Source organism: Nostoc favosum CHAB5714 (assembly GCF_020829495.1).
Classification (GTDB): Bacteria; Cyanobacteriota; Cyanobacteriia; order Cyanobacteriales; family Nostocaceae; genus Nostoc; species Nostoc favosum.
This window is the reverse complement of the sequence record NZ_JAIVFQ010000001.1, coordinates 54,030-79,174: the sequence shown is the minus strand read 5'-3', so window position 1 is coordinate 79,174 and position 25,145 is coordinate 54,030. Positions and strand designations below refer to the sequence as shown.

Below are 25,145 nucleotides of genomic sequence, written 5' to 3'. Positions count from 1 at the left end.
GTGATGAGAAGTTGCCCTGTTTCAATGTTGTCGCACTGGAAATCTTAGCAAATAAGCGTTTGCGGCTTCAATGCATCTCCGGTTTTCTTGTAGCGTATAATCAAATCAAAAGAAAGTGCCGAACAATAAAAACTTATGAAACGAACTTTTACTGCAAGTGTATGGCAGGAAGGTAACTGGTTTGTGGCACAATGCTTAGAGATTGATATTGCTAGTCAGGGCGAGACTGAAACTGAGGCATTGGCTAATCTTGAAGAAGCTTTGTCACTGCATTTTGAACCACCAGTAGCTACTGTTCTTCCTCAAATTAAGACACTTCAGGTAGAAATAGGTGCCGCTTAAACCATTACCTTATCGTGAGGTTAAGCGTAGATTAGAAGCAGCAGGCTTTGGGGAAGTTAGCCAAAAGAGTAGTCATATCATGTCCGCATAAATAGTTATGCTAACCACAGCCATTACACCCCACCCCCAGCCCCTCCTGCTTGCGGGGAGGGGAGACAAAGCTACGCTTTGGCGGGGTGGGGTTCTTCGGGTTTAATAAGCAATCAAGCGGACATGATATCACGTAAAGTTTGCCAAATCTACCGATGAAGGAACCCGTACTGCGATTATGCCTCGTCATCGAGAAATTACTATCGGTACGCTGGGCAGTATTTTACGACAAGCTGGGATAACTGTAGAAGAGTTTGAGGTTTTGTAAGGGCGGCGTAGGGGTGAAAGGGGTTAGGTTTACACTACGGAAAGTACCTGTAAACATCTTTCCTGTGTAATACCCTTAAAAAAAGCACTACACTCTCTGATACTGCAATTCCAACTCTGTAGTCTCCAATTCTGATGCGATAATAGTTACCATCAGCTTGGAGTTTTTTAATATTACTTATATTTGATAGATTTTCGGCGTTTTCTACTTCTTCAATAACCGCCTTAATCTTTTTAAGTAAGGCTTCATCCCGAATATTATTTAAATCTTTTTCAAAGCTTTTTCTGAACTCTATATTCATCCTTTACTATCCAAAATTTTGAAAATAGCTTCGCGGCTGACAGTTTCAGTATTTTCACCTTCTTTAATAGCCCTTTCTAAGGCTATATCTTCCATAATTTCTGCGAATAAATCATAAAGTACTTCTTTCTGCTCTTGAAGTACCTCAACAATTACTGTTTTCAACAGTTCTTTAAGTTTAATTTCATCTAAGTTGATTTCTGGCATATATCCTTTACTGGCTCCGTTTTGCCTGATACTAGCACGCTTCCTATTTCATTTTCTATATATGCAGATGAATGGAGAAGCTGCCGTTACCAACATCGCAATTTTGTTAACAACTTGCGATCGCCTTTAGTATGACAGTGTAATCACTGAGGCAAATATTTTCATTAGTAATTGAAGCTGTACGTGCTTTAGCTAAACTTTCCCTCACATAAATTATGTCCTCTGAACAGTTCCAAGCAGCGCACGACAGCATATACAACACTGGCACACGTCTTTTACAGTACCTTCAGGAAATTCGCCAAGGTCGCCTCAGCGAAGGAGACGATACCAAAGGTTTGCAGAGTGTCGAGAATAATATCAACAAAGCTTTACAGGCATTGAAAGATCAGAAGTATCAGGTAGCTGTGATTGCAGCAATGAAAGCTGGCAAGAGTACTTTTTTGAATGCTGTGATTGGTGCTGATGTTTTGGCAAGTGAAGCAGAAGCGTGTACAATCTGCCGTACTGATATCCGACCAATTTACACTATAGCTACACCAAGATTGCTAGAGTATCGACAGGGGCAAAGAGAACCTGTTGTTATTAAGGTATTGACGCAGTAATTCAACATCAACAAGATGTCATTATTGGAAAAACACCAGAAAAGAGAAGTGGTAGTTGCTGTCAACCTGATTATTATGTTGATGTGCCGATTCGAGGAGATGTTTATGACATTGACTTAAAAGAAACAGCAAGATTAATTCAGCAAAAGATAGATGAACAAGTTTCGAGAAACCAACACCTACTAGAGCGAGTTATTGATAAACAGGTAGCAAAAGACTTCAAAGATGCAGAACAGCAAATTAATGCCTATATGAATAGGTTTAAAGAGCAGTTTGACTGTGTGTTGAGAGAACGGGAAACTAGAGAAACCGAAAAAGAGCAAATTCTTGCAACCGTTGAAGCTCAGAAAGCAAAGCTTAATAAATATTTGAGCGAATTTCCTCCTATTCAAGCATCTTTAAATACTTGGAAGCCAGTATAAACTGTTAGATAGGTGGCTAAAACAGTCTGAAAAAGCCTCACCTTAGTTCATAAGCCCACGCAGTTGGGCTTTGTTCGTGTATTCTATTTTGAGGGCTTCAACTCTCTGGCAATTTAGCAAACGCCTCCTCAACTAACTCCTTGGCCTTACCATCCAAACGCAGCCAATCGACTTCACCCAGTTCATCAATTAAACTAGTATCAATAACAGCAACTTCCTTCTCTGGGGTGTATTCAAGAAAACACACTTCGTAACACAGTTCCCACAAATCGATACTCGCTTCTTGCTGTTGACGCTGCAAACGTAGATGATATCCTGGATGGGGCATCGGCAGACGAGCCAGAGTCTCTCTGATTTCATCTGCTTCTTGGGGTGTTGCAGTTTCCATTTCTTGCAACAACTCAGTCACCAATGCTTTGATTTCATCAGTGGTGCTAGGCGGCCAAATCAAGACATCGTGGTAAGTTCCCGTCCAGGAAGATTCATCAAGGGACTTGCGGATATTGTCGATAACGCGAATGAAAGCAGGCTGCATGAGGATTTCAGCCTGCTGCCATGCAACTGAGTTTGTTATTTTAGGTGGCATTGGTAGTAAACAGGGGCACTAAAAGAAAAATAAACAGTCTGCGTTTATTAAAAAGCTGCGTTTTTAATCTAAATCTTTTCTCAAGATAGCGGATTTCATTGAAGAAAATTTGGAGATATTTATTACCAGCTGGAAAATTAGGTAATAACTCTGGGGAGTGAACATGATAGGCAAGCTACTAGACCATCGTTACCAAGTAATTCGAGTCCTCGCAATGGGAGGATTTGGTCAAACCTACATTGCCCAAGATACTAGGCGGCCAGGCAATCCCCTCTGCGTTGTCAAGCACCTCAAACCCGGAACTGACCCTAGAGTTTTTAATACTGCTAAACGTCTGTTCAACAGCGAAGCTGAAACTTTAGAAAAACTGGGCAATCATGACCAAATACCCAGGCTGCTGGCGTACTTTGACGAAAACCAAGAATTTTATTTAGTACAAGAATATATTGAAGGACATACCCTAGCTGAGGAACTTATATCTGGTAAGCGCTGGAGTGAAAGCCAAGTAATTCAACTATTGCAAGAAGTTCTGGAAATTCTCGAATTTGTCCATCGCCAAGGCGTGATTCACCGCGACATCAAACCGGATAATATCATCCGTCGCGCCTCAGATAATAAGTTAGTTTTAGTGGACTTTGGGGCAGTGAAACAACTGCGTACACAACTGGTAACAGTGGGCGGACAACCCTCTGCTACAGTAGTTATTGGCACTCCTGGCTATATGCCCACAGAACAAGGGCAAGGTAAACCCCGCCCCAACAGTGATATCTATTCCCTCGGCATTATCGCCATTCAAGCACTAACAGGATTATCACCAACAGAATTGCAAGAAGACCCAGAAACGGGGGAAATCATCTGGCGTCATTCAGTAACCGTGAACCATCGGCTGGCGGCAGTGTTGACCAAGATGGTGCGTTATCACTTCAAAGACCGCTACCTAAACGCCACGCAAGCACTGCAAGCATGTAAAGAGGCGATTAATCCAGTACCAGCACTTTCCACACCTCAAGAATCCGCCAAAAATTCCAGTTACCAAGCAGCTAAATCCCAGCCTCAAGTATCTCGGCTGCAAACTGTTGCAGTTGCACCAGCAAATCCTGTCCCCGCTAAACCTGCGCGTAAAGACTCTGACAAATCCGACCCATGGCCGATATTAATTGGCATATTATTGGTAGGTGGTGCGGCTGCTTTGGTAGCAAATGTATATCCAAATGTGAAAAATTCAGTTTTTAATTTTACAGGTAACGATACTGCCTTAGCAAACAAATGCTCGGCTGTTGTCGTCAGAAATTCTAATATTCGTTCTGAACCTAGTTCGATAAATTCTGATAATATTGTGCAAACAGTTGCCGATAACACCAGTTTCGAGGTGACTGGCAAACGGACAAAACGAGGTTGGATAGAAGTTAAACTTAAATCTGGTCAATTGGCTTGGGCACGCTCGAATGTGATAACCAATAATCAAGAATGGGCTTCTTGCCTGCGCGAAAAAGGCATTGCAACTACGATTGTAGATGATAGTAGGTTGATTGCAACTCGACCGGCTCCCAAGGCAAACCCAAAATCTAGGGATGTAGTAACTGCATTACCCGAAAAGCCGAAAGGGTCAACTGACGATGCTGGGAAAACAGAGCGATCGCAGCCTAGTGATAACAGTGTTAATATTATAGAACAAGCAAGACAGAAGTATGAATCAGGAGATATAGTTAGAGCGATCGCACTTTTAAGATCGATTCCAGCAAATGCTGCTTCTGGTATCCAAGAGACGGGCAAAATAATTGCCCAGTGGCAAGAAGATTGGGCTAAGGCAGAGGCATTATCTGATGAGATCAACAAAGCAATAGATGATGGTAAATGGGATAAAGTTTTAGATTATAGAAACCATCCAGAAAAGTTGCCTAATACTCAATATTGGCGAAATAGAATAGAACCATTATTTAAACAAGCAGCCGAAAATCTGGCAAAACAGGCACTTACTGAGCTAAAAAATCAAGGTAATCAAAAGAATACCCAACAGAAACTTCCCGATAGTAACCAACCTGCCACTAAAGAGAGTCATAATGCTACAGAAGCTCCGAAAGACGGTTTGTAATATCAAAGTTGATTAACCATCCTGTTTAAACATCTATTGATAATGAATAATAGATAATTTTATTACCTTTATTTATTACCAATAGACACGAAGATAAGGAAACTGTGGAAGCTATACTAACGTTGTTAGTTTACACTTTCGCTCTGACTTTGTACTGCTGTTTGCGCTTCAGTAGTGAACCAACACCTAAAGCGCCAAACGCTAATAAACCTAATCCAGAAGCAGGTTCAGGTATGGTTCGTCCCTTAGATATAGCCCCAGTCACGTTGTCCAATCCGAAACCTTCTCCTCCTTCCAAATTGTCAGTTCGTGATATGAAAGTCACTTTACGAATGTCTTCTACAGGATTAGTAACAAACCCAAAGAAGCCATCGTTGACTGTTACCGGAATGGTGTCCAAAACTCCACCTATATCCAATACAAGGTCTAAATTCAGTCCTTCTCCATCATTTGCATCAAAGAAATCTGCTCCCCATCCAAAAACTGGAGTATTTAAAGTTAAGTCTACTTTGGTAGCCCCAAAATCAGTGAATACTGAGGCATGGTTTGTACCATTATTGTCGTCGTACTGGAAAAGGGGCACCTCAATCAAGTTGCGGAATGCACGATTATCGCCGACTTGAAGGAGTGTGAACTCTCCAACGTCAATAGGGGTGGTTCTGAATTCTGTATCAGAAGTAAAACTTTCAAAATCTTCAACGAATGTGTCACTTCCTGAGACAGAGGTGTTCCAATCAGTACGTGAAGTGAAAATTGTAATAGCCTTTGCCTGTTGCGTGTCAAGGCTTAACAAAGCAAGAATTGATGCTGTGGCAAAAGCTAGATGTATCCTTTTCATACAAACTAAGTGTTGTTACCAACGTAGATTTCCATGATATATTAGTAACTTTTGCAACATTTATATCTATTCTTCATGCAAAGCATAAAAATTTTCCAAAAAATTCATCCCAGCTTCAAGATTGACAATTTTTTTAATCCCTCTGAACTTCAAACGGCTGTTTTTGAATGATTAATAATTTATGTAAAAGCAAAGCATCTAGGTGAGAATTTAACAGTGCTAACCTGTATACTTTTCACCTAAATGCTTTTGTCCAACATTTTTTACTTACACTTACTCACAATTGTAGTAATTGCTATTTCTAGTAACAAATATTTCCCACTAGTGCATTTCGTCGTATTCTGGGGCTTCAACTCCTCTTGCTTCCATCCGCGAAGCAGGCAGAAACTCAGCGCGACGGACTGGAACCAAGGGCGGCGTATTTCCTTGGTAGGGGTGAATCACTTGTACAGTACGGGCTGGACGCTGCCGTGGTGAGAATAAAGCCAATACCCCAGCGACGACAACACCACCACCAATAGTGAGAGTTGCGCCTCCCACAGCCCAAAGCACAGGTGAAGACCACCAAGAATTTTGCGGCTGGAGTGCTGTTGATTTTTGTTGGTTATACTGCTGGGCTTGTTGCCACTGCTGCTGAGTATTGAAATTTTGAACTTGACCTTGGAGCTGTTGATTTTGCAACTTCAGCTGTTCATTGTCGTTTTTTAAACGCTCCAGCTGCATTTGCGTGTTCAGCTTCTCCATCTCCAGACGCTGGTCAGTATTGGGAGCAGTCGGTGGCTGAACCTGACCGGGATACATTGGTTGTCCATAAGGCCCATAAGGATACAATTGTGGCTGCATTCCCGGCGCTACTACAGTCCCTGGCATTTGCGGAGCAACAGCAAAGTTAGGCTGTAGGGGGGTATTTGTTCCTTTGAGCAATACGAGAGCCGCCAGCCCAGCTACAGCAACCCCACCGATAAACGCCATACTCTCACTCATCGCCTTTGCTCCTCAATTGCGACCTAATTATAACCATTTGTGATTGACTCACTCTCACACTCATAAATTATGCCTACTTGACTTCACATAATACTCAAACTATAAGCGACCGGATCAGCTAGTTTTTTTACATGATGATATCTGATGTTAATATTCAAAACCATAACGGTCAAATTGTCTACCAAACAAGCATAGAAAAACTGCGCTGTTATACTTTTTTAATCTACTTTATTGGTCTAATCAACAGGAGTATTTGTGCTGGTGCTGGTGGTCTTGATGGCAGCCTTGAGACTTTGGCAAAATTGGGCGATCGCCGAAAGTCCCTGCTCTGGTGTGCCTTGGGCTAACAGTTTCACAAAAGCGCTGCCTACGATCACTCCATCTGCGCCCCATTCCCTTACCTGATAGGCTTGTGCAGCTTCGGAGATCCCAAAGCCTACAGCGATGGGTTTATCAGTAACACCACGAATTTGTTTGAGTAAATCGGACACCCGGATTTCCAGTTGCGATCGCACCCCTGTTACCCCTGTGACGCTGACTAAATAAATAAAACCTTGAGAAGAATGAGCGATCGCTTCTATCCGTTGGGCAGAACTGGTGGGAGCTACCAACAAGATTACATCAATTCCCATCTCACTAGCTGGTTGGAGCAAGCCTGCTGCTTCTTCTAAGGGTAAGTCAGGTATTACCAATCCTGCGACTCCAGCAGCAGCAACTGAAGAGAGGAATTTTTCAATTCCACGGTGCAGAATTGGGTTGTAGTAGGTAAATAGGATAATAGGCGATCGCAATTTGGGAGTAATCCCTTGCAACATTTCTAGCACCTGCTCTAATTTCGTACCCCTTTGCAAGGCGCGAGTAGCAGCAGCTTGAATTACTGGCCCATCAGCTAGAGGATCGGAATAGGGTATACCCAGTTCTATAATGTCGGCTCCACCACGATCTAGAACCTGCAACGCTTTTGCTGTTGTTTCTAAATCTGGATCGCCAGCAGTAATAAACGGAATTAAAGCGCACTCACCATTTTGCCCAAGGGTTTCAAAGCAATCAGAAATCGCAGTCATTAGTCACTAGTACAGCACGGCGTAAATAAACATACCATTTCAAATGGTGCAAAAGCTTGTAATAGAATTATGCGTGACACTTCGACTTCGCTCAGTGTTAACTTTTGACTTCCGCCTTGCGGTACTAGTCATTGGTCATTAGTCGTTGGTCATTTGTAACTCAACAAAAGACAAACGACAACTGACCAATGATAACTTTACACCTGAGATTGCTCTTCTTGTTCTATTTGGGCTTGAATTCGTGCTAGTTCTTCGGGAGTAAGCTCATCTAACCGCTTTTGCAGGAAGTCTTGCTCATACTGTTCCCGTTGTTGGTGGTAGGTCATTTTTTGTCCCACCGCACGGAAAAAATAGGTGGCTAACCAGCCAACTAACCCACTGACTAGTAAGACTTGGCTCCATATACCAGCTTGCTGATTATCCAAACCGACTAGCTGCAATCCTACATAAGCCAAGCCGCCAGCAATAAAAACGCCCAAGCCAATTCCAATAGCGTCAATCCGTCGCATGAGAGTTATGACCTACCAATTTAGTTAAACTTCAATTTGTCGCCGTTGGGGTCGAAAATTTAGAAACGGCGATAGAACCAATAAACCCGGAAAGAAGAAGAACACCAAAAAGTACATAAAGGTACGCTCGATGGAGGTAGCTACATACCAACGCTGCTTCAGGTACAGCAAAATAGCAATTGGGATTACCAGAAGGTAAGCTCCAGCCAAAATCAGATACAGCAGGGCGACAATCATAAACTTTCAAGTCTTAAGCATCTGTTTTCCATCATAGGCTGAAGAGCGAAACTGAGGAAAGTATAGTTATGACGCTTTCAAAGAAGAGGCAGGGGGCAGGGGGCAGGGGAGACAAGGGGACAAGAAGTGAGAACTTGCAATAAGTCTTTCCCCTTGTCCCCAATTCTCCTTGTGCCTTTGTCTTCTTCCCCTTGCTCCCTGCTCCCTTGCCTCTTGGTCAACATAACTCAATACAGTTCAGTTAAGCATTTTTTTCTTCTCTCTGTGTCGCGCCAGTTGCTTCTCCCAAGGGGAGACGCTGCGCGAACAAGTCGGGGAACCGCAAGGGCGCACTGGCTTCTCTGCGCCTCTGTGGTTCGTCGTTAAAAAAAATGACTTTGATAAAGAGTTTTAGCCTTAACCCAAGCGTATTGCAACATAACTACCCCAGAATTCCTCGTTTATGTCCAGATTGATTGACAAAAGGTAGTATTATGCTAAGATACTAAATCTGCCATAAAAAATGCTCTAGCAAGACAAGATGGAAAACTCATCCAGATTGATTACGAGGAAACAAGGAAAACTTGTAACTCTAGAAAACAATCGCCCAATCTGGAAAAAATATTTTCAATCTAGTTGGACAAAAGACACAATTGATGGTGGAATAGATGAGGAGGTATTTGCTGCCTCCAAAAAATAACTAGTTATACTAGTTGCCAAACACCTGCGGGGGTGTGGCGGAATGGTAGACGCTACGGACTTAGATAACTGAGCCTTGAAGGAGAAATCCCTCAAGTGAAAGCTCTCAAACTCAGGGAAACCTAAATCTGGTGACAGACATGGCAATCCTGAGCCAAGCCCAAAAATTTTAGATTTGCGATTTTAGATTTGCGATTAGTCGACAATCCAAAATCCAAAATTAAGGGAAGGTGCAGAGACCCGACGGGAGCTACCCTAACGTTAAGCCGAGGGTAAAGGGAGAGTCCAATTCTCAAAATCCTGACTTTGCTAAAGCCATCAGGTAGCAGTGAAAACTGCGGGAGAATGAAAATCCGTTGACCGTAATAGGTCGTGTGGGTTCAAGTCCCTCCACCCCCATCTGACATATGAAAAGACTCCCATATTTTGTATAGGAGTCTTTTCGCATACATAATGAATAGATGAACTCGCCTGTACAGTTATTTACTTGCTGTGATGGTTATAGGGGTTCCCGCATGGGTAATACCATTTCACTTTAATAATGAATGATACAAATACGCTAGTAAGGGCTTGTCTTTGCCATGCCCCTGCGATAAATTTATATGTATCAAGGTTTTCGTGAATTGGTATAAGGTACAGAAAAAAGAATTAACTACAGATGAACACGAATAAGAACACGGTAATGCCCATTGGTGTGAACTTAACGTAAAAGTCATGTCCCGCAAGAAACTGAAGTTCCTTGCTAATAGCAAAAGTCATCTTCAGATGACTAAATAAATATACTCAAGAATCTTTAGTCTACTGAAGTAGACTAAAGCTTGTAGCCTTGAACTTTAGTTCCAGGCGGGTGAGTCAAGCCTTCAGTTAAGCGCTTAAGTTGACACCTATGGGTAATGCCGTGTCCCTACCCATGTAGCTTATGCAAATGAGAATCGCTATAAGAGTAAGCAGTTCCACTGGAGTATTTGATAAAGGATTAAACAATTTATCTTTAATACTTTATCTATAGCCGGAGTTTATCAAATTTGTGTAAAAAGATTACTGAATTTCTCAAGAATAGATTGATGCTACTGTTCACCAAGGTTAAGCTGGTAATAATATGAACATGAAACCTTTTTATCCTGATAACTGAAATGACCGCTAATAGTTTATCAATTAGTCAGGAATATCCCCATTGTATTACGTCTCACTCTAGACAGGTAAATGTGCAAATTGCACAAGAAGAGGTTTATACTTTCTTCATAGAAGCTGTCAACACAATGTCGCCAGATGAAGTTTTACGCAAATTCAAAGCTTTATTTATAGACGGACTCGATTCAGAATATTGTTATTCTATACCTGGAATATACAAGATTTTTTTAGATGATAAAGAAGATGATTTTCGTAATACACTTAAGCGGTGCATATATATAATAATTAATACTTGGAAAACTAACAGAAAAGATAAGTATATCCAAGAATTAATTAATTTATTTGCTATTAAAAACCTAGAATTAAAAGCTAATTATTTTCCAGCAATAAATATCTGTAAAAGCTGGCTAGAGAATTTTATAAATAGCAAAGACTATCAAGAAATAAAACTATTTGCTGCTAAACATGACGAATTATATAAAGGTCATTGGGCTAATCGCTACACTTCCTATTTCTTAGTTGCTCAATCTGTTAATGAGAATAATCCAAGAGAGCAACAAGAGGCTGCCAGAAAGCTTTCTAGACAGATTAAAGATAAATATAAGTTTGAACTGGCAATGTATATAGCTCGTTCTCAATCTGCCGTCTCAAGCACAACACGCTACAAAAATCCCAGTGTCTTGGGAGATAATGTTCTGCGTTTAATAAAAGCGATTGTTTTAAAAAAGGGTGTATTTAGCCATGAGAATATTGCCAATATATTTATTAAGCAAACTCAAGGGCAAACCCTTGAACAATTTAAAATAAGTATAGAAAAATATCTATTTTTTTCTGTAGATAATCAAGAATTAGTTAAGACTTTGCGGCAGCAGTTTGCAGAAAATTTATCTTTATGGAAGAAAGATTATAATCAAGAAATTCTCACTAAGGAATTATTTTTGAGAACCTGTAATCGAGTTATTGATTGTTTTACAACAGAAAATGGTAAAGAACCTTCGTTATTATTTATACTATTGCTTACCCAAGGTCACTCTTTAACATTAGTTATTATCCTGTTAAAGACTATTTTGATTTGTAGAAATTCCCGTAGGCATTTAGAGATTAAAATTGCTCATCTGATTCGCTATTACGAAAAATATCCTGAAGATGAGTGTAAGTGGGTAATCAATTTTATGGAAATTTTTAATATAACGTTTGCAATTTACGCAGAAAATGTAGAATACAACTTAATTAAGATCGAAGAAGACCAAAGTAGTAATCCGCAGTTAAATCTGGATGCTTATCGGGTGTTTTCACAGATGAAGGTGGATAGACAAAAATGAGTGTCGTCTGATTCATGATTTAGCAAGGCGTTCGTCTAACCAAGCCAAAGCAGCACCCGCAGTTTCAGCTAGAATACTAATGAGGCGATATAGAGCGATCGCACTAAATACTAGGGCAGATGGAAAGTGGTGTCGTAAAAGTTCATACGCAGTCGCTTCAAAAACACCTAACCCACCAGGCGCACCCGGAATCACAAGCCCCAACAACCAAGCGCAGCTAAAAGCCCCTAATAACAAAGGAACTTGATTCACATTAAACGAACCCAAGGCGAACATAGTTAATATAAACCCAGTGGCGCGTAGTCCCATAAAGCCCAATTCTCCTAACAAAGGCCGTAAGGGATAGCTTTTAAGACTGAAGGGAACAGTTGGTTCAGTCGTGACAGCAGACTTTTTTGCTTTCAATTTGTACAAAAAGCGAATAACTGGGTTTAAAAACCAAGGATGAATCGCACAAAGAACTACCGCTAAACTCAGCAATTGTAGTATTTGCAGAACAAAAGTACTATTAGCTGCTGCAAATTGGCTACTGCATAAGACAATGATGATTAAAGCAGCCGCTAGCATGAGTAGGGGTTCTAGCAAAACGCTTAAGGTGGCTGCACCAGCAGAAACATTGGCATTTTTGGCGGCTACAATTCGCCCGTAGTAATGCCAGATATTACCTGGTAAATACTTTGCTATGTTCGTTTTTAGGTAAACTTGGATGAACTGGGGAGGCGATACAGGTTGATTTAAGTCTTGCAGAATCCAAGTCCAGATCCAGCCTGCCCAAGTATGCGCTAGTAAAGTTACGCCTGTAGCGATCGCTATAATTGCCCATCCTACCCCATCAATGCGGATGGCAGTCACTCCAATCCAGTTATCCTTCAGAGCTTTCGCTAAAAAAAACAGCGTTGCGCCCAAAATTATCCAACGTGAAAATTGCTTCATCAATTTAGTAATTTAACGGTTAGAGCAACAAGGGGCCAATGCCTCAACTATTACAGTACATCAGCTACCTATTCAAAGCTTTTGAAGTATCAAACAGGTTGATGCAGTTCTTTTTACGAAACCTATATTACTTTATTTTATATCTCTCTAGAGTTAGATAAAAATATTATTTTTGTAGTACTTAAAATGTAGCCTGCGCTAGAGGTCAAGTGCATTTTATTATTCATATCCTTAAAAAAGGTTATCGAATGAGCGAACCAAGACAAGCACAATAACTTGCTGACCACTCCAAAGATTCAGCAAACTCTTAACTTATTAATATTTTGGTAAGGAGGACTACGTGAACACTGTGAGACTATTCTTGAAAAAAATAAGATTGCGCCAGATAGTAACTATCTTTTTAGCTGGACTATTGTTGATAGTTAGCACTGCTTGTAGTGGGGCAAATGCTCAAGGTGCAAATCCACAAAATCCTGCTGTACAAGCTGGTGGAGCAAACAATCCTTATAAGAATGGTGGAGACAACTATACCAACAACAGATTGTCTACCGATCCGAAAATAGCAAACCCAAAAGCCAATCGGGGACACGACCAAGCTAGCTTACAACCAGGTTCGGAATTGTTGATTGCTACAAATAGAGAATCCGAGATACTTTATCCTGGTGCCGAAACACCAGCAGGTCGAGTCCAGAAAGAAGCAGAACTGCCAATCATCACAGATAAGGACTTCCAACAACCTGAACCAGGTGGTTTGATTCAGAATGAACCAAACGTAGGAGATCGGATTCAAGACCGGATTGAGACTGTAAAAGAGAATGTTGAAAAAGCTTCGGGCTTTTTGCAAGATAAGGGAGATGAAGCTGCTGCTAGACCTGAATTACAGCCAAATCCAGCAGTAGGCAGATAGAACTCTTATTTTGTCTGAATGCTTGGAATGCAAAATTAATTCCAAATGCCATCTTGGTTGAAGTTTAACTTAGTCACAAAAATGCACGGAGTAGAAGTATGAAAAAAGCAATGAATTGGCTCAAAAGCATTCGTCCCTTGAAAGTTTTAACTGTTTTTTTTGCAGGAATATTCTTATTTCTGACACAAGCTTGTGGCGATCCAGGAGTAGCAACACAACCACCACAGCCTGAGCAGCAATCAGGTTATACCAAACGATACGATCCCACAAAAGATTATCCACTCTCTTCTCCTGCTGGTGGGATAAATAACTTTAGTGATGTAGATCCTAGAGCGACAGATGAAAAGGCAGCGAATGACAAAGCTGATGCGCTGGCAAGAAATGCTGAAAAGAGGATTGATGAGAAAGGGGTTGAAAGTCCAGGGGAATATGTCCGCAATTTCAAGGAAGGTACACCCTTGGGTCAAAGAGGGAAAAATCTGGGTGAAGATATCGGCAGTTCAGTTGAAGAAGTTCGGAAAGGTGTTGTTAAGGGGACTCAACGAGGAATTGAAAATCTTAAGGGAAATACCCAGAATGCAGCCGAAGATGCAGGCAATGCAGTGAAGAGAGCAGTTGATTAAAATTAGTTCTTCAATCTCCTGCAAAAATATGAAAGCGCCCACAGAGCTTTAGTCTGGGGTTATCTAAAACAAAGCCTGCATAAGCAGGCTTTGTTTGATGTCGGCTTGATTGCTTATTAAACCGGAAGAACCCCACCCCGCCAAAGCTATGCTTTATCTCCCCTCCCCGCAAGCGAGGAGGGGATTAAGGGGAGCCAGTGCGAGTCTACGATCGCACCCTTGAACTAAAAGGCTTTGTCAAACTCAAGCGATCGCTAATTAATGTGAGTTCGATGAACCTCTCCCTGCCTCCTTCAACGTTATCGTCTGATACTGCCTGTACCTACTACCTTCTGTGATCCTTCAACGATTTGGTAAAGTTTCTCTTCAAATTTTTGCATACATGCTGACCAATCAAAGTCAAGTATGGAGGGGCGAGCGTTCCGAGTCATATCTGCTTTCAATTCGGGATTTTCTAAAATCGCAATCACCCTTTGGGCAAAGTCTGTGGGGTTGTTGGGTTGGGCAAGAAAGCCGTTACGTCCAGGAGATACCTGTTCTGAGGTTGAGGGTGCAATAACTGCAACCAGAGGGGTTCCAGACGCTAGCGCTTCGTTATTTGTAGTGCAGAAGTTTTCCGTAATGGAGGGATTGACAAAGACATCGGCTCTGGCAAACCAACCTAAAAGTTCTGTACCGTGAGACTCGCCCCATACAGTAATACCCGATCCAAATTTTTCGGCACGCTGACGAATTTCCTCATCTAGTGGGCCACTACCAACAATCACCAGATGAACATCAGGGATTTTGGCAGCGATGAGTGGAAAGATATCAAGCAGTTGGTTGACATTCTTTTCCGGGGTGATGCGTCCGACAAACAAGAGAGTTGGTCGGTTGTCGTTAGGAATAGGGTTGTAACAAATGTTTCGCGGGTGAAATTTTTCGCAATCGATGCCTTGATAAGGAACGTATTCGGCACGTTGGCATTTCAGTTCTTCGTATTTAGTGAGTTGTTCTTTAGAAGAAAAGTAATTGTAGTCATAAGACTCACTAAATTGCTTGACTAAAGCGGGAATGATCGGCCGAACAAAGTTAAAGAATTTATCCCCAAAGTAATATTTGATATATGCAACAATATCTGTATGGAAGAGTGATATTGTTGGCGTGCCTGTTCGTCTTGCGTATTCGGTGCCGATTGGGCGACCATAACCTTGCAAGAAAAATGAGTATAAACCTCTCATTTGCGCGGCTTCTTCAACTATGATAATATCCGGCTGGAATTTCTCCAGCAACTTGGTATCGCTCCAATGGCGATAGTTCAATGGTTGAGGCAGAGACTTGTAAAATAGCAGTGGTTGGGTGGGGAATGCGTAAGCAGAGAAGTTGGGAAAAGACTGAATTTCATTTAAACCTGGCATGGGGCGATCGCCAACATTTTTGGGATAGCGATCGTTGATTTGCGGATGGATTAGAAAAACCTCATGTCCCTGCTCTAGCAACCAACGAACCCGTTGGTGGACTGCGACGGAAACTCCAGTTAAGAAAGGAGCGTACAATCCTGTAAACAGTGCAATCCGAAGTGGTTTCTTAGTCATAAAAAAAGGAATCTTTCACGAAAATGCTGGTTTTGAATTTAGAACTTACGCAGGAAATGCTTCATGAACATCCTGATTATTTGGCTCAAAGATTCTCACTAATATAGTTAGACTAAAGATTTACGCCTTTTCAAATAGCCGAAGTTATTGATTGTTAAGATAATGTTTTTAAACCTGGATTAGAAACTATCAAAATCTCCAAAATAATAAGTCAAAATTCCCCTTAATATATTTGTCTAAACCCTTGCCATGAATACAAATACACTTAGGTAATTAACAAGCAAAAACGTGTATTTTAACAAAGGTTATAACTCAATACAGTTCAGTTAAGCATTTTTTCCTTCTCTCTGTGTCGCGCCAGTTGCTTCAAGTCTCTTAACCGCAAGGGCGCACTGGCTTCTCTGCGCCTAATAAGGTTCATTAAAAAAATTGATTTCACAAAGGGTTTTAGCCTTAACCCAAGCGTATTGGGTTATAACTAATATAGTTCTACTAAATATAAGATTATATAATTTGAAGACTAGGGAATGTTTAGTGTAATAACTTTCATGCCCTAGTTCATATTTAGCGATTTAGTTCAAAGAGAAACCTTGCTATCAATAGGCTGATCTAACCATTGATAAGGGCGATATTCGACTAGGCGGACATTCCAGGGCCCTTGAACCCGATAGGAAACACCGCGCCAAGTGACTGTTGAAACCCAGAGGGATGATAGCATCGCTAACCCATAAACCCACTGTGTCAAGGGAATCGCAATTAACATTTTGATGATTGTAGCAGCTGATAATTTTGCGTAGACGTGGAACGGCTTGCCGATAGGCATCGCCTGGTCATTAGAGCGAACCACTCGCTGTATCTCTAATTCCAACACAAGCATTATTAAGAGTAACCCTACAGTATAGACACCATAGCAGCCTAACAAGAGAGTCGCAGCTTCCCATTTTGCCTCTAACAACGACTCAAGAACTAAAATGATTAGTGCAGTAGGAAACAAAATGCTAGAAACAGCTTCACTAACTAAAGCTAACCAACGTGGGTGATACAGTCGAGAATAAAGGATGAGCCGCTTGAGATAATCTATTAAGTTGAATAAATTAGTCTCTTCACGATTTACAATCAGCAGTGAAGGCACAAACTTTACCTGCAACCCCTGTTTTTTGAGGATGTCGTGCATCATAAAATCTTCGCCTAAAGCTTGTCCCCACTTATCTAACAGTTCTGTTTGGCGAAGTACTTCTGTTTTCACAGCTAAAGTACCACCCCAAGGAATCTGGAAGAGAAACATTTGCACGACTGTGGATACATTGCCGACGTAGCGCACTATAGATCCCCAATACTTACCTGTCGGTACATACCAACGATTACCTGTTGTTGCCCCTACTTTCGCATCCCCCAAAGGACTGACTAATTCTCTGAGCCAATTTACATGCACTATAGTATCAGCATCTACTAAAGCAACCACCTTGTAGGAATCATCCAACTCACGGACAGCTTGGATTAAAGAACTGCATTTGAGACTACAATTGTTGCGTACTATTCTCAAAGGGCTGATTTGAACGTTGGTCGCTTCTTGCTCTGTGATGGTTTCACTGGCAATTTTCCAAGCGGGGTCTTCGTGACTATCAACGATCAATTTTAAATCATACTGTGGATAGTTTTGGTTCAGGAGCGATCGCAAACATCTAGGCAAAAACGGATCGGCTCCGCGTAGGCAAAGAATCACTGCTGTTTTGGGTAACTGATCATCTGGTAATAATTTTTTTTTAGATGAGCGCAGATACCATATAAAGACAAGCGTTAAACACACCTGAATAACCAACCAACCCGTCAAAGACTTAGACAGAAATATCGCCAAATCTTCCATTAAATTTTTAGTCTCCGGTAGAATATCGGCTTGTTTATATGTAGGTGTGATCTAAACCGTAATTCTCAAGAAAGAGAGGTGACAGGGAACAGGTTACAGGAAATAATCTGTACCCTGTAACCTGTCCCTTATTCCCTTTACGAATCCAGGGAATATTTCATGATGATGTTGACTGTTGTATTTTTGTTTACAACAAAACTGGCATCACGAAACTTTGGCGAACCTGTTTGTATAGACACAGTTGGATTTTTGGAAATCCCAAAACCTTCTTTGGGAATACCGAAAAAGTCTTTATTGAGTTTGCGATCGCCATTTTGATCGTCAACTACGGCGACAGCATAAGTTCCAGGCTTCAAACCGGAAAATTCTTTTTTTACAGAATTGCCAGTAATCTTAGCGCAGCCACTTTGAGATCCACTAGAATTACTCATCGGAAATCCTTGTTCATTTGCGTAAACTCTGAAGCAAATCTCACCTTTTTGGTGATGTATTCCATTTACCACAACATTAAGTGTTGCAGTTGGCTCTGCATTCACTGTTTTAGCAAAGCTGAAGCTCACTAAAGTAGCAAGCAAAACATGACATTGAGATAGTTTCAACATAGTTTTGTGGGGAATAATAGGTGATTCGTGGGTTGAGAAAAAGCTGTATTTACCAGCTTTGATTTTTTAACTGATTTGTTCAAAGTGTGACTTGCTGTTTTTTAATTGATGCTGCTTGCCAACCTTTCCAAAGTTTTTGCACCACCATTAGCAAATCTTTCAGCAGAAGATATTCTGTCCCTTTTAACTGCTGATGTAAACTTCTATGACAACACAGCCGCTCATACAAACTCAAGGGACTCCGCCATATAGAGAGTAAATACTCCCAGAATATTCTCCAATGTGGCAATAAAATTTGTCCTTTCTTTGCTGAATCAAACCACACTGCATAGGCATAAAAATCAGGCAGCATACTCAATGAGTGTTTTTTTCTGTTGTTAGTAAACAACAAATAATTAGGAAAATACATACTCATTGATTGTTGTGGATGGCTTTTGGCAAAAAATAGGTATTCAGGAATTTCATAAAACCTACCGAGAATACCAAGTCTTAACAAGAGAATTCCATCTGCATTACCGTAACCACCCATAGGCGGTATCCTTCTCAAGGCACTGGCGCGAATTACACCGTAACATTGATAACATAAATACTTGGTCAGCAATTCGTGAAAACGCTTGTGTGGTTTTAGTGCATCTGCCTTGAGTTTGATATCATAGTTTTGCAGAAAACTCCCCTTTTCATCAATGAAATATGTCTGGGAATGACACAAGATTATAGTAGGATCTTCGTCAAGCACCTTAACACACTTCTTGATAAAATCTGGAGCATGTAGATCATCATAGGCTGCCCACTTAAAGTACTCACCCGAAGACAATTTAAAAACTTGATTGAAGTTACGGGCGCAACCGATATTCTTGTCATTGCGGTAGTAACAAATACGTTGGTCTTGCTCGACATAAGTTCTACAGATTTCTTCAGTTTTATCTGTAGATGCATTATCTGAAATAATTAGCTCAAAATCTTCAAAGGTCTGAGCCAAGAGTGAATCAATGGCTTCTTTGAGAAATTTTTCACCATTATATACAGGTAATCCGATGCTCAATCGTGGCTGATTGCTACTCATAGAAAACAACTATTCTAAAAACTTGTGGATTATTAGATGCTTAATTGCAGATAATTCTTAGGCAGATGCAACGTAATAATCCAAAAGTAAAAAGTGAGAATTTAGTAGGTTGGGTTGAGCATAAGCGTTACCCAACAAAGCCTTGATAATGTTGGGTTACCCTGCGGTATCTTGCTACCTTCCTCAACCCAATCTACTATTATAATTCTTATATTCTCCCTACTCCCCACCCCCAAAAGACTATTTCATCAAGCTTTGAATATCTGTTTTTTGCAGCCATTCATGTGTTCGCTGCATTCCTTCTTCTAGGTCAATTGTTGGTTTATAATTTAACAGGTTTTGTGCTTTGGCAATGGAACAAGCATAGGGACGAGTCATAAAATCTATCGACTCTGGTAAGATATCAACTTTTTTGCGAAAAAGTTTTTGTCCTTGAACGCGTAGCTTTAGAAACAACTTGATTTCATCTTTCGGCAATGAAAGCGGTGCTGATAAACCTTCGATTGCTGCTAAACGCATAAAATACTCTTTCCACGAAGTTTCTTGTCCATCGGTGATATTAAATATTTCACCGGAGGTTTCTTTTTCTATCGCAATAAAAATTCCATCAATCAAGTTATCTATATATACATGATTGATTACTCCTTTACCTTCGTTGGCATAGGCAAATAATTTTTGACGCATCATCAGAATTGGTCTGACTATCCAGGGAATACTTCCTGGCCCGTAAACATCTCCGGATCGAATAATGATGATGCCAAAATCTGAAGTATTATTGAGTTCTAATAGTGCTTGTTCAGCTTCTATTTTCGTTTGGCAGTATGGATTATTTTCGCCAGATAGTGTCCCGGATTCTGTAATACCATTAGGATAGTTGAAACCGTAAACCATCACACTGGATAGATGCACAAATGTTTTGACACCAGCTTGTTTAGCGGCTTTAGCTATATTGACCGTACCGCCAACATTAACATCACGAAAACGGTTAATTGCGCCAGCTTCTTCGGCAATTTGCTCTGTATGTAAAACGATATCTACTCCCTGGCAAGCTTTTTGAGCAATAGCAGAATCCGTAATACTCCCAATAATTACTTCAACACCTAAATTCTGTAATTGTTTGTTCTGTTCTGTAGAACTTTGCAGTCCACGAACATTCATTCCTTGCGCTATAGCTAACTCGGCTGTACGCAAACCGACAAGTTCATCAATCCCAGTGATTAGGAGGGTTTTGTTTTTGAGGTTCATAAATTTGGGCTTATTGTTAAATAGGTGAATTTGATTTATTAGATAAAAAGTTTCAAATTTATACCGGATCGGAATTTCGGTAAAGACTTTTAACCTAATATCTAAAATGGGTATAAAGAGCAATTTTTCTGTGGAGAGCTTGCACCAAGGCTTACTTATGAGCCTATATCAAGGCAAAATAATTTGATTGTTTTGCTGCGAGGAATAGCTAGAAAATATCTCCCGGATCTGCGGAGCGGAGTTTGTTGATAGCAAGCGCTCCTGATGCTATACACATCAAAACTGTTGAAGTTAAGACAATGAGTGCATTATTAATGGTCATAAATATTGGTAATTTAGTTGCTTCTGCTGCAAAGCTATATAACAAAACAGAAGTAATAAATCCTGGAATATAACCTAAAATTGCCAAAATAAAAGCTTGTTGAAATACCACATTTAATAAATATTTGTTGGCATAACCTATGGCTTTTAAAGTGGCGTAAGCAACGAACTGCGTAGCAATATTGCTGTAAAGAATTTGATAAACAATAACTACACCGACAACCGCAGCCATTGTCAACATCAAGTTAAGAATAAAACCAATGGGTGTTCTGACAGCCCAATATTTTTTCTCAAACTCAATAAAGCCTTGGCGTGTAAAAACTTGGACATCATTAGGCAAAGTTGCTTGCAAATTTTTCAGTACTGCTTCTGCATCAGTACCAGGTTTGAGGGAAATCAAACCGATATCTATCATATCTGCCGGACGAGTATTGGGATTTATCCTCAAGAAAGTTGAGTCACTGACAAGTAAATTACCGTCTACCCCAAAGGAAGGCCCCAAGCTGAATAAGCCACCAATTCTGACTCTATAGCCAATTAATGAATTGAAGGGAAATATTTCAATTGTCTGTGTAGTATCTCCCGCATCAAATTTTGTAGCTATTGGGCCAAACTCTGGGCGAGAACTCCGGTCAAAAAGCATGACATCGGGAATTTTGAGTTTATCTAAATTTTTCTCAACTTCTGGGATGTTCATCACAGGTCTACCGGGATCGAAACCAATAACGTATATTGAATATTTCTCACCGGTTGCCGGATTTTTCAGTTTGGCAAATTGCAAATACATGGGGCTAACTGACTCTACGCCATCAAACCCCAAAGATTGGTACAAACGAGTCCGCGAAAAACTTTGATTTGAGGTCAAAGATTTATATTGCGAACTAACTAAAAATAAATCTCCTTTGAGATTCTGATGCACTGCGGTTGCACTTGAATAGAGGGCATCTTGAAAACCAAGTTGCACAAACATTAGCAGCACAATAAAACCAATTCCAGCTACAGCTACTAGTAAACGAACTTTTTGCTGCGCTAGCTGTAGCCATCCTAAAGGAATTTTGAAATTCATGGATTTATTTATTAGTTGTTATTTGTCATTTGTCATTTATGAATGACCAATGACTAATGACTAAATCTGAATGGCGACATCCACTTGTAGGTTAGTTAAACGAGCCACCCGCTCACTATCTGCGGGACTATCGATGGAGATTTTCACTTCAATTATTCTGCGGTCTGTATCTGAGCCAGGGTTTAGGCTGAAGATGTTTTGCTTGTCAACTTGCCAACCAATCTCTTTTACAGTTCCTTTTATTGTTCCAGTAAATGCAGTGCTGGTAATTGTGGCTTTTTGTCCTACACGCACTTTTTGGACATCGGTTTGATACACCTCTGCAATCACATACATTTGAGATGTCTTACCTATTTCAGCAAATCCTCTGCTGGTGCTGATGACTTCTCCGGTTTTGGCGTGAATTTTCAAAATTTTGCCATTTATGGGAGATTTGATGTAACTTAAATCCAAGTCGGCTTTTGCTTGTTGAACAGAAGTTGTTGCACTGTTGACTTCGGTTTGTGCGACTTGAACATCTACACTACGCACTTCGCTAATACTGGTGAGTTGGGCTTGTGCTTGCTTGCGTTGTTCTTGATATGTGTCTTGAGTCCGCTTGAGAGTGGCTTGGGCTTCTGTTAGCTGCTGCTGTGTAGTCTTTAGTTGCAATGCTTTGGTATCTGCTACAGAAGCCGCGATCGCACCTTGTCTATATAATTGCTGATAGCGATTATTCTCGGCTTGAGCATTGTCTACTTCCGCCTGGATACGGTCGATTGTCGCCTGTTGTGTAGCAACGTCTCCTTTATATTGTGGCTCTAAACCGGCGATCGCTGCCTTTTGAGCTTCAATATCTCCGGTTTTCGCTCCAGATTTAACCTGCGCTAGTTTAGCTTTGGCAACTTGCAGTTGGTCTAAAGCCTGTTGCAATGCGGTTCTAGAACGACCATAGTTTTCTAGATACGCCAGTACTTGTCGTGCTTTAACCGTATCTCCTTCTTTTACCAACAGTCTTTCTACTCGCACCCCGTTATTGGAAGCGGGAGCAGTCAAAGAAGTAACTTCGCCTTCTGGTTCCAAACGCCCCAAGGCTGTCACAGCAAGTTTTGCAGGAGCGACTGCTTTTGGAGGATTTGCTTGCGGTGTCACAACTTTAGGTTTAGACCAAAACGGTATCAAACTATAAAAAGCTATTAATCCGGCCGCCAAGGTGAGAGAAGCTGCTAAAATTACTTGCGATCGCCCTACGGGTTTTGTGAATAATCGGCTTTCTTTATTTACTGCCATATTTTCATTCCAATTCTGTTTTCTAGGGGATAGCCTGGTTATATTTAGTCGATTAGATATAGACTCATCCGCAAATTACTAAGAGGGCTTTTCCTCTAAGGTTTCTACCTTAATAAAGTGGATGGGTCTAAATTGGTTTTATATGAATTGTTGTACGCTTTTGCCGCCCAAACTCACTATTGTGGCGTGAAAATTAATGGTGTGTTACTTCAAAGCTTCCTAAGTTATATCCTAATTTGACATCTAATCCCGTAGCGTAAAATACAATAGGGCTAACCAGAAAACTTAACTTTCAAGAACAACGAAGCGCTAATAAAATGATCTCAAAGTTGGGATAAACTTGTTATTAACAATAGCACAAAAGTTGATTTTTGTCAACCGATTAGCTTTGCATAAGTCCTGATTCTCTCACTAAAATATTTCATCACAGTCAGGTTAGAGACTGAATAAATTTGCTCATTACTAACCCCTCGTCTGCTAATTGAATACCAAAAGATAGTTCGTTATTAAGCAGATTTGATATTACTAACAGATTATTATTATTAAGGTTGTGTATTATAAGACATTCTTATCAGCTTTGCTCATAGTAATTAAAGGCATGAAGCGATATATTTGGTGCGTTATACCAATTCTGTATGAAGATGCACCTATAGTGCAAGAACGAACCGCCAAGTACGCCAAGAAATAAAAAATTAAGAGATTTGGCGCAGCTTCACAAAGAAACGGTATTACGTCAACGCATATCTAAAAATACACGAGTCCACTGTGGCGGAAGTTTGTTTACCTTTAACAAGGGATTTGGCCTCTTGTGATTACCAACATACTTATAAATCTTCTGCTTCGTTGCCATCCCGTCTTGGAATAAATTCCAAGGCTAATAGCTAAAGTCCTCTCAAGAGGACTAAATACAAAATTTGAAGCTATGTACATGCTTATCCTTAATGAAAGGGAAAATTTCAGTCCACTTGAGTGGACTTGGACTATGAAAAGCAGAACTTAAGTTCTGGGCGGGATGTCAATCAGTGCGACACTTTGACTGTTACCTCTGTAGCTGCGCTTTATAAACGCCCTTTTGAAGGATGTAATCATAATTATGTTTACCAAGCAACATACTAAAAATTAACATTTGCTTTATAAATAACCGCTTTGCATCTTAACTTGACTTATATTGAAAAATAACCCAAAACTTTGATTCAATTATGATGTTTCTCTGAGAAAACATACTTATGGTTATTCAATTTATCTATGTATTCATGGAATTGTTACTTACTAGACAACAGATTTGCATTGTTAACTTAATCCAGTACAAATTTTTGGCTAACCCGTAGATAACAAAATATCTCACACATTTATATTGTCATAAATTATACTGGGATGCGGAATTTTATTTAAAATTGACATAAGTAATAGTGGAGGCTTCTTTATAAAATAACTTTAAAGGAATGATTTAGTTTATGTAAAGTGTGTTATTGTTTTTATTAATTCAATGCTTAAAAGCAGTTAAGCAAACTAGTTATTTAATTGTAATTTTAAAATTAAAAATAACTAAATATAACTGCTTATGCATCAGCTTCTGATCGTTTAGTTACTTTTAAATTTGCATTATCTCGGATTAAAGGTGGTGTCTTTTCTGTAACGAACTTGTCAACTTTACTGGGTCAAATCCCATAAAATATATTATCCTGGACGTTGAAACTGGCTATGACGTTGATCAAGATACAGAACGTTGTCATTAATAACAGCTATGTTGCTGTAGTTAGGCTAGATAATCAAACGGGTTCAGGCAAAAAAAGCGTTTCTGTTTCCTTAGCTACTCTTCAGTTTTTATTGTTCCAGTGGGATACCATTGCTCAAAATCTCTACTATTACAAATGCATTGAATTCACTGGTCAAGCAGCTATTACACTCCAAGACTATTTTACCAGTTTTAACAACGTCATCGACCTATTGCCACAATATCAAGAGTCTAGCGTTGGATAACATTTTTTTGCGATCGCAGTGTGCCA

25 protein-coding genes and 1 pseudogene are annotated in these 25,145 nt (G+C 40.2%); 10 read left to right on the top strand and 16 right to left on the bottom strand.

The genetic code is table 11. From position 1 onward, the window contains the following. Window positions 1-135: 135 nt before the first annotated feature. Window positions 136-342 carry a type II toxin-antitoxin system HicB family antitoxin gene (locus tag LC586_RS00325; protein WP_229482422.1) on the top strand — a complete coding sequence of 69 codons (207 nt, stop codon included), beginning with the start codon at window positions 136-138 and terminating at the stop codon, window positions 340-342. Window positions 343-574: 232 nt separating this feature from the next. After that, window positions 575-700, top strand: a pseudogene (locus tag LC586_RS40460) (type II toxin-antitoxin system HicA family toxin); the annotation flags it as partial. A gap of 34 nt (window positions 701-734) precedes the next feature. Here the strand turns inward: LC586_RS40460 and LC586_RS00320 are convergent. Beyond that, window positions 735-1,001 (bottom strand): type II toxin-antitoxin system RelE family toxin, encoded by a 267-nt coding sequence (locus tag LC586_RS00320; RefSeq protein ID WP_229482421.1) that lies wholly within the window; start codon window positions 999-1,001, stop codon window positions 735-737. Beyond that, complete coding sequence (locus LC586_RS00315; protein WP_229482420.1) at window positions 998-1,207, bottom strand: hypothetical protein; 210 nt, start codon at window positions 1,205-1,207, stop codon at window positions 998-1,000. Before LC586_RS00315 ends, LC586_RS00320 begins: the two co-directional genes overlap by 4 nt. Before the next feature lie 215 nt (window positions 1,208-1,422). Between LC586_RS00315 and LC586_RS00310 the strand changes: the two genes are divergently transcribed. Beyond that, the gene (locus LC586_RS00310; RefSeq protein ID WP_229482419.1) at window positions 1,423-1,809 is read left to right on the top strand and encodes a dynamin family protein; all 387 of its coding nucleotides are present in this window, start codon (window positions 1,423-1,425) and stop codon (window positions 1,807-1,809) included. An 83-nt stretch (window positions 1,810-1,892) separates the two neighbouring features. Further along, a complete protein-coding gene (locus LC586_RS00305) occupies window positions 1,893-2,231 on the top strand; it encodes a hypothetical protein (protein ID WP_229482418.1) in 339 nt (112 codons plus the stop codon). Window positions 2,232-2,328: 97 nt separating this feature from the next. On the opposite strand, the gene LC586_RS00300 is transcribed toward LC586_RS00305, so the two are convergent. After that, complete coding sequence (locus tag LC586_RS00300) at window positions 2,329-2,817, bottom strand: hypothetical protein (RefSeq protein WP_229482417.1); 489 nt, start codon at window positions 2,815-2,817, stop codon at window positions 2,329-2,331. Window positions 2,818-2,980: 163 nt separating this feature from the next. Between LC586_RS00300 and LC586_RS00295 the strand changes: the two genes are divergently transcribed. Further along, window positions 2,981-4,909 carry a serine/threonine protein kinase gene (locus LC586_RS00295; RefSeq protein WP_229482416.1) on the top strand — a complete coding sequence of 643 codons (1,929 nt, stop codon included), beginning with the start codon at window positions 2,981-2,983 and terminating at the stop codon, window positions 4,907-4,909. A gap of 130 nt (window positions 4,910-5,039) precedes the next feature. Here the strand turns inward: LC586_RS00295 and LC586_RS00290 are convergent, their stop codons facing one another. The 5 genes from LC586_RS00290 to ndhL all read right to left on the bottom strand — a co-directional run bounded on the left by LC586_RS00290 (window position 5,040) and on the right by ndhL (window position 8,541). Beyond that, on the bottom strand, window positions 5,040-5,747 hold the full coding sequence (locus LC586_RS00290) for a PEP-CTERM sorting domain-containing protein (protein ID WP_229482415.1): 708 nt from the start codon (window positions 5,745-5,747) through the stop codon (window positions 5,040-5,042). A 321-nt stretch (window positions 5,748-6,068) separates the two neighbouring features. Further along, on the bottom strand, window positions 6,069-6,731 hold the full coding sequence (locus tag LC586_RS00285) for a heterocyst differentiation related protein (RefSeq protein WP_229482414.1): 663 nt from the start codon (window positions 6,729-6,731) through the stop codon (window positions 6,069-6,071). Between the two features lie 236 nt (window positions 6,732-6,967). Beyond that, the gene (trpA, locus tag LC586_RS00280; protein ID WP_229482413.1) at window positions 6,968-7,795 is read right to left on the bottom strand and encodes a tryptophan synthase subunit alpha; all 828 of its coding nucleotides are present in this window, start codon (window positions 7,793-7,795) and stop codon (window positions 6,968-6,970) included. 197 nt (window positions 7,796-7,992) lie between these two features. Next, entirely contained in the window at window positions 7,993-8,304 is a 312-nt protein-coding gene (locus tag LC586_RS00275; protein WP_229475123.1) for a DUF3007 family protein, read from the bottom strand. A 24-nt stretch (window positions 8,305-8,328) separates the two neighbouring features. Continuing rightward, window positions 8,329-8,541: an NAD(P)H-quinone oxidoreductase subunit L gene (ndhL, locus tag LC586_RS00270; protein ID WP_100900242.1), complete on the bottom strand. Its 213-nt coding sequence runs from the start codon at window positions 8,539-8,541 to the stop codon at window positions 8,329-8,331. Window positions 8,542-9,061: 520 nt separating this feature from the next. On the opposite strand from ndhL, the gene LC586_RS00265 reads away from it, so the two are divergent. Further along, the gene (locus tag LC586_RS00265; RefSeq protein ID WP_229482412.1) at window positions 9,062-9,220 is read left to right on the top strand and encodes a hypothetical protein; all 159 of its coding nucleotides are present in this window, start codon (window positions 9,062-9,064) and stop codon (window positions 9,218-9,220) included. A gap of 1,132 nt (window positions 9,221-10,352) precedes the next feature. Further along, a complete protein-coding gene (locus LC586_RS00260; protein ID WP_229482411.1) occupies window positions 10,353-11,672 on the top strand; it encodes a Sll1247 family protein in 1,320 nt (439 codons plus the stop codon). A 12-nt stretch (window positions 11,673-11,684) separates the two neighbouring features. Here LC586_RS00260 and LC586_RS00255 read toward each other — a convergent pair whose 3' ends face one another. Continuing rightward, window positions 11,685-12,605: a lysylphosphatidylglycerol synthase domain-containing protein gene (locus LC586_RS00255; RefSeq protein ID WP_229482410.1), complete on the bottom strand. Its 921-nt coding sequence runs from the start codon at window positions 12,603-12,605 to the stop codon at window positions 11,685-11,687. A 340-nt stretch (window positions 12,606-12,945) separates the two neighbouring features. Between LC586_RS00255 and LC586_RS00250 the strand changes: the two genes are divergently transcribed. Both LC586_RS00250 and LC586_RS00245 read left to right on the top strand, forming a co-directional pair. After that, complete coding sequence (locus LC586_RS00250; protein WP_229482409.1) at window positions 12,946-13,512, top strand: DUF6658 family protein; 567 nt, start codon at window positions 12,946-12,948, stop codon at window positions 13,510-13,512. Window positions 13,513-13,610: 98 nt separating this feature from the next. Further along, window positions 13,611-14,135 (top strand): hypothetical protein, encoded by a 525-nt coding sequence (locus LC586_RS00245; protein ID WP_229482408.1) that lies wholly within the window; start codon window positions 13,611-13,613, stop codon window positions 14,133-14,135. 299 nt (window positions 14,136-14,434) lie between these two features. Here LC586_RS00245 and LC586_RS00240 read toward each other — a convergent pair whose 3' ends face one another. The 7 genes from LC586_RS00240 to LC586_RS00210 all read right to left on the bottom strand — a co-directional run bounded on the left by LC586_RS00240 (window position 14,435) and on the right by LC586_RS00210 (window position 23,139). Beyond that, window positions 14,435-15,709 (bottom strand): glycosyltransferase, encoded by a 1,275-nt coding sequence (locus tag LC586_RS00240; RefSeq protein ID WP_229482407.1) that lies wholly within the window; start codon window positions 15,707-15,709, stop codon window positions 14,435-14,437. 577 nt (window positions 15,710-16,286) lie between these two features. Beyond that, window positions 16,287-17,573: a glycosyltransferase family 2 protein gene (locus LC586_RS00235; RefSeq protein ID WP_229482406.1), complete on the bottom strand. Its 1,287-nt coding sequence runs from the start codon at window positions 17,571-17,573 to the stop codon at window positions 16,287-16,289. 137 nt (window positions 17,574-17,710) lie between these two features. Further along, window positions 17,711-18,175 (bottom strand): DUF2141 domain-containing protein, encoded by a 465-nt coding sequence (locus LC586_RS00230; RefSeq protein WP_229482405.1) that lies wholly within the window; start codon window positions 18,173-18,175, stop codon window positions 17,711-17,713. 79 nt (window positions 18,176-18,254) lie between these two features. Then, entirely contained in the window at window positions 18,255-19,238 is a 984-nt protein-coding gene (locus tag LC586_RS00225; RefSeq protein WP_229482404.1) for a glycosyltransferase family 2 protein, read from the bottom strand. 240 nt (window positions 19,239-19,478) lie between these two features. Next, entirely contained in the window at window positions 19,479-20,483 is a 1,005-nt protein-coding gene (locus tag LC586_RS00220) for an NAD-dependent epimerase/dehydratase family protein (RefSeq protein ID WP_229482403.1), read from the bottom strand. Between the two features lie 208 nt (window positions 20,484-20,691). Further along, the gene (devC, locus tag LC586_RS00215; RefSeq protein WP_229482402.1) at window positions 20,692-21,870 is read right to left on the bottom strand and encodes an ABC transporter permease DevC; all 1,179 of its coding nucleotides are present in this window, start codon (window positions 21,868-21,870) and stop codon (window positions 20,692-20,694) included. A gap of 60 nt (window positions 21,871-21,930) precedes the next feature. Next, entirely contained in the window at window positions 21,931-23,139 is a 1,209-nt protein-coding gene (locus LC586_RS00210; RefSeq protein ID WP_229482401.1) for an ABC exporter membrane fusion protein, read from the bottom strand. A gap of 1,701 nt (window positions 23,140-24,840) precedes the next feature. Between LC586_RS00210 and LC586_RS00205 the strand changes: the two genes are divergently transcribed. Further along, a complete protein-coding gene (locus tag LC586_RS00205; protein WP_229482400.1) occupies window positions 24,841-25,119 on the top strand; it encodes a hypothetical protein in 279 nt (92 codons plus the stop codon). Window positions 25,120-25,145: the final 26 nt, after the last annotated feature.